Source organism: Pseudomonas sp. GM24 (assembly GCF_000282235.1).
GTDB lineage: Bacteria > Pseudomonadota > Gammaproteobacteria > Pseudomonadales > Pseudomonadaceae > Aquipseudomonas.
Genome location: NZ_AKJR01000289.1, coordinates 1 through 3,398, shown reverse-complemented (window position 1 = coordinate 3,398; position 3,398 = coordinate 1). Strand labels below are relative to the sequence as shown.

The following is a 3,398-nucleotide window of genomic DNA, read 5'->3' as shown; positions in this document are numbered from 1 at the left end:
TCGACTCGATTTTTCAGGTCGACGTATAGCTTGAGACACCTCGGTCGGCCCCCTCTCCTCTGGGAGAGGGCTGGGGTGAGGGGTGGGCTCACCAGAGTTACACGGGTCAGACGCGGAACTGGCGCAGCAGGGCGTTGAGTTGTTCGCTCAATTGGCCGAGGCGCAGGCTGGCCGCACTCGATTGCTCGGCCGCGATCGCTGTGCTGTGCGAGAGGCCGGCCGCTTGCGTGACGTTCTGATTGATGTCCTCGACCACATGCGCCTGTTGCAGCGTGGCGCTGGCAATCGACGCATTCAGACCATTGAGATTGCGCAACGCCTGGCCAATGGCATTCAGACTCGCCCCCGCCAGCCCGGCTTGCTCGATGGTCAGTTGCGATGCCTTGCTGCTGTCACCGATCACCTTCACGGCCGCCTCGGAATGGTTCTGCAAGCGTTCGATCATCGACTGGATTTCCGCTGTCGACTTCTGCGTGCGCTGCGCCAACAAGCGCACTTCATCGGCGACCACGGCAAACCCGCGACCCTGCTCACCGGCCCGGGCCGCTTCGATTGCAGCGTTGAGCGCGAGCAGGTTGGTTTGCTCGGCAATTGAGCGAATCACCTCCAGTACACTGCCTATCTGTGTGCTTTCGGCGGCGAGGGTGCGAATCACTTCAACCGCTTGATCGATGGTGCCGGACAGCTTGTCGATCTGCTGCAAGCTGCCATCGATGTTGATCTGGCCCTGTTGCGCCTGCGCTTCGGCATCGCGCATTTCGGCGGCGGCGTGCTCGGCGTTCTTCGCCACATCCTGCACACCGTAGGTCACTTCGTTGATCGCCGTCGCCACCAGTTCCATCTGCTGCGACTGCTGCTGGCTACGCTGTTGCGCCTGCGAAGCGTCGTTGCCCAGTTCGCTGGACGACTGGCCCAAGGCGCTGGCCGACACCTGCAAATCACCGATCACGCGACGCAGTTTGGCGGTAAAGGCATTGAAGTGATGCGCAAGCTCGGTGACTTCATCCTTGCCATGGGTATCGAGGCTGCGGGTCAGGTCGCTTTCACCGCTGGCAATGTTGGCCATGGCGTTCACGGTTTCCTGTAGCGGACGGACGATGCTGCGCGCGATCAGGATCACCAGCAACGCCATGATCAGCGCAATCGCCAGGCCGATGACCGTGGCTTTGATCACCTGACCCTGGAACTCCGCCTGTACGTCATCGACGTAAACCCCGGAGCCAAGAACCCAGCCCCACGGTTCGAACAGTTTGACGTAGGAAGTCTTGGCCACCGGCTCACTGGCGCCCGGTTTTGGCCAACGGTAGTCGACCATGCCGGCGCCTTTGGATCGGGCGATGGCGACCATTTCGTTGAACACCGCGAAGCCGTCCGGATCGCGGATCGCCGAAAGGTTCTGGCCTTCGAGTTTCGGGTTGGTCGGGTGCATGACCATCACGGGTGTGAGGTCGTTGATCCAGAAGTAATCGCTCTGGTCATAGCGCAAACCACGAATTGCTGTCAGCGCCTGTTTCTGCGCGGCGTCCTTGCTCAGGGTGCCGGCAGTTTCGAGGTCGTGGTAATAGGTCAGCAGGCCGCTGGCGGTCTGCACCACGTGCTGGGTTTTCTGGGCCTTGGCGTGATAGAGATCGTCGTGGATCTGCTTGAGCATCAATACGCCCAAGGTCAGCAACATGACCACCGCCACAATCAAGATGAGCCACAAGCGTCGGCTGATCGACACACTGCGCAAGCTGTTCATAACGCTGTCACTCCGGATTCTTTTTCTTGTAATAAACGACCGCCAGCATCCAACCACGAATTTGTGAGCGGGCATACGCGACCCAAGTCGTATAACGCGGCAGCGCTATTAAGGCTTGTCTGTTAGGATTTCGGCCCCGCGCGTGAAAACCTGAATCCAAATTGATATTTCACGGAATTTTGACCGTTTCGTGTGGATCCTGTGCGCGCGGAATCGGTACAGCCATAACCAGCTACGCTGATCGCAGTGAACGAAAAAAATACTATCGGAGCATGCCCGCGTGCATCGCTCTTTGGGGGATTGATGGATCTTTGGACGGCCTTGCAGGCACTGATACTAGGAGTTGTAGAAGGGCTGACGGAGTTTTTGCCCATTTCCAGTACCGGACACCAGATCATTGTTGCCGACTTGCTCGAATTCGGCGGCGAACGGGCCATGGCGTTCAATATCATCATCCAGCTCGGCGCGATCCTCGCGGTGGTCTGGGAGTTTCGCCGGAAGATTTTCGATGTGGTCATAGGTTTGCCGACGCAGCCCAGCGCTCGTCGTTTCACCGCCAACCTGCTGATCGCGTTTCTGCCCGCTGTGGTGCTGGGCGTAATCTTTGCCGACCTGATCCACGAATACCTGTTCAACCCGATTACCGTCGCGGCCGCGTTAGTGGTGGGCGGCATCATCATGTTGTGGGCGGAAAAGCGTCAGCATGAAGTGCACGCTGAAACGGTTGACGAGATCACCTGGAAGGACGCCTTGAAAGTCGGCTTCGCTCAGTGTCTGGCGATGATTCCCGGCACTTCGCGGTCCGGCTCGACGATCATTGGCGGCTTGCTGTTCGGCCTGTCGCGCAAGACCGCTACCGAGTTCTCGTTCTTCCTTGCGATGCCGACCATGGTCGGTGCGGCGGTTTACTCGGGCTACAAGTACCGTGACCTGTTTGTCCCGGCGGATTTTCCGGTGTTCGCCATCGGTTTCGTCACCGCATTCATCTTCGCCATGATTGCCGTGCGCGGTCTGCTCAAGTTCATCGCCAGCCACAGTTATGCGGCGTTCGCCTGGTATCGGATCGTGTTCGGTCTGCTGATTCTGGCGACCTGGCAGTTTGGCTGGGTTGACTGGGCGGCGGCCAGGCCATGAGTGATTCCCGCGCACGCCGGCCCGAAGGGCGACCTTCGGGCGGCAACAACATCCAGAACCTGAAGCTGAAACTGGTCGTTCTGCTGATCGTCTGCGCGTTGCCGCTGTACGGCTCGTTGTCGATGTGGCTGCGCGAGATTTCGCTGGTCCCGCTGGCCGCTTACGGGATCGTCAGCGTGCTGGCGTTCTTCATGTATTGGGCGGACAAGCGCAAGGCGCGCGCTGATGCCTGGCGCACACCGGAGAACATCCTGCATGCGGTAGAGCTGGCGGGCGGCTGGCCGGGCGCGTTGATCGCCCAGCAGGTTTTCCGGCACAAGACGCGCAAGGTGTCGTTTCAGATTTTGTTCTGGGTGATTGTGCTGCTGCATCAAGTGTTCTGGATCGACCAGCTGTTTCTCGGCTCGAACTTGCTGGCGCTGTTCTGACAGCCCACACAAATCCCCCTGTAGGAGCTGCCGAAGGCTGCGATCTTTTGATCTTGCTTTTTAAAAGATCAAAGTCAAAAGATCGCAGCCTTCGG

At 59.1% G+C, this 3,398-nt stretch carries 3 protein-coding genes; 2 read left to right on the top strand and 1 reads right to left on the bottom strand.

Annotated elements, in window-relative coordinates; all coding sequences use genetic code 11:
* Positions 1 to 106 precede the first annotated feature (106 nt).
* The gene (locus tag PMI23_RS26890) at positions 107 to 1,741 is read right to left on the bottom strand and encodes a methyl-accepting chemotaxis protein (RefSeq protein ID WP_007914796.1); all 1,635 of its coding nucleotides are present in this window, start codon (positions 1,739 to 1,741) and stop codon (positions 107 to 109) included.
* 303 nt (positions 1,742 to 2,044) lie between these two features.
* Here PMI23_RS26890 and PMI23_RS26885 point away from each other — a divergent pair, with 303 nt between their 5' ends.
* Together PMI23_RS26885 and PMI23_RS26880 are read left to right on the top strand one after the other, a co-directional pair.
* Positions 2,045 to 2,875 (top strand): undecaprenyl-diphosphate phosphatase, encoded by an 831-nt coding sequence (locus tag PMI23_RS26885; protein WP_042705049.1) that lies wholly within the window; start codon positions 2,045 to 2,047, stop codon positions 2,873 to 2,875.
* Positions 2,872 to 3,303, top strand: a complete 432-nt coding sequence (locus PMI23_RS26880; RefSeq protein ID WP_007914792.1) for a DUF1294 domain-containing protein — start codon at positions 2,872 to 2,874, stop codon at positions 3,301 to 3,303. The genes PMI23_RS26885 and PMI23_RS26880 overlap by 4 nt, the downstream gene beginning before the upstream one ends.
* Positions 3,304 to 3,398 lie beyond the last annotated feature (95 nt).

Bases quoted from the DNA above. Each gene is read 5' to 3' on its own strand.
- PMI23_RS26880 (WP_007914792.1), top strand. From the start codon at position 2,872: ATGAGTGATTCCCGCGCACGCCGGCCCGAAGGGCGACCTTCGGGCGGC.
- PMI23_RS26890 (WP_007914796.1), bottom strand. From the start codon at position 1,741: ATGAACAGCTTGCGCAGTGTGTCGATCAGCCGACGCTTGTGGCTCATC.
- PMI23_RS26885 (WP_042705049.1), top strand. From the start codon at position 2,045: ATGGATCTTTGGACGGCCTTGCAGGCACTGATACTAGGAGTTGTAGAA.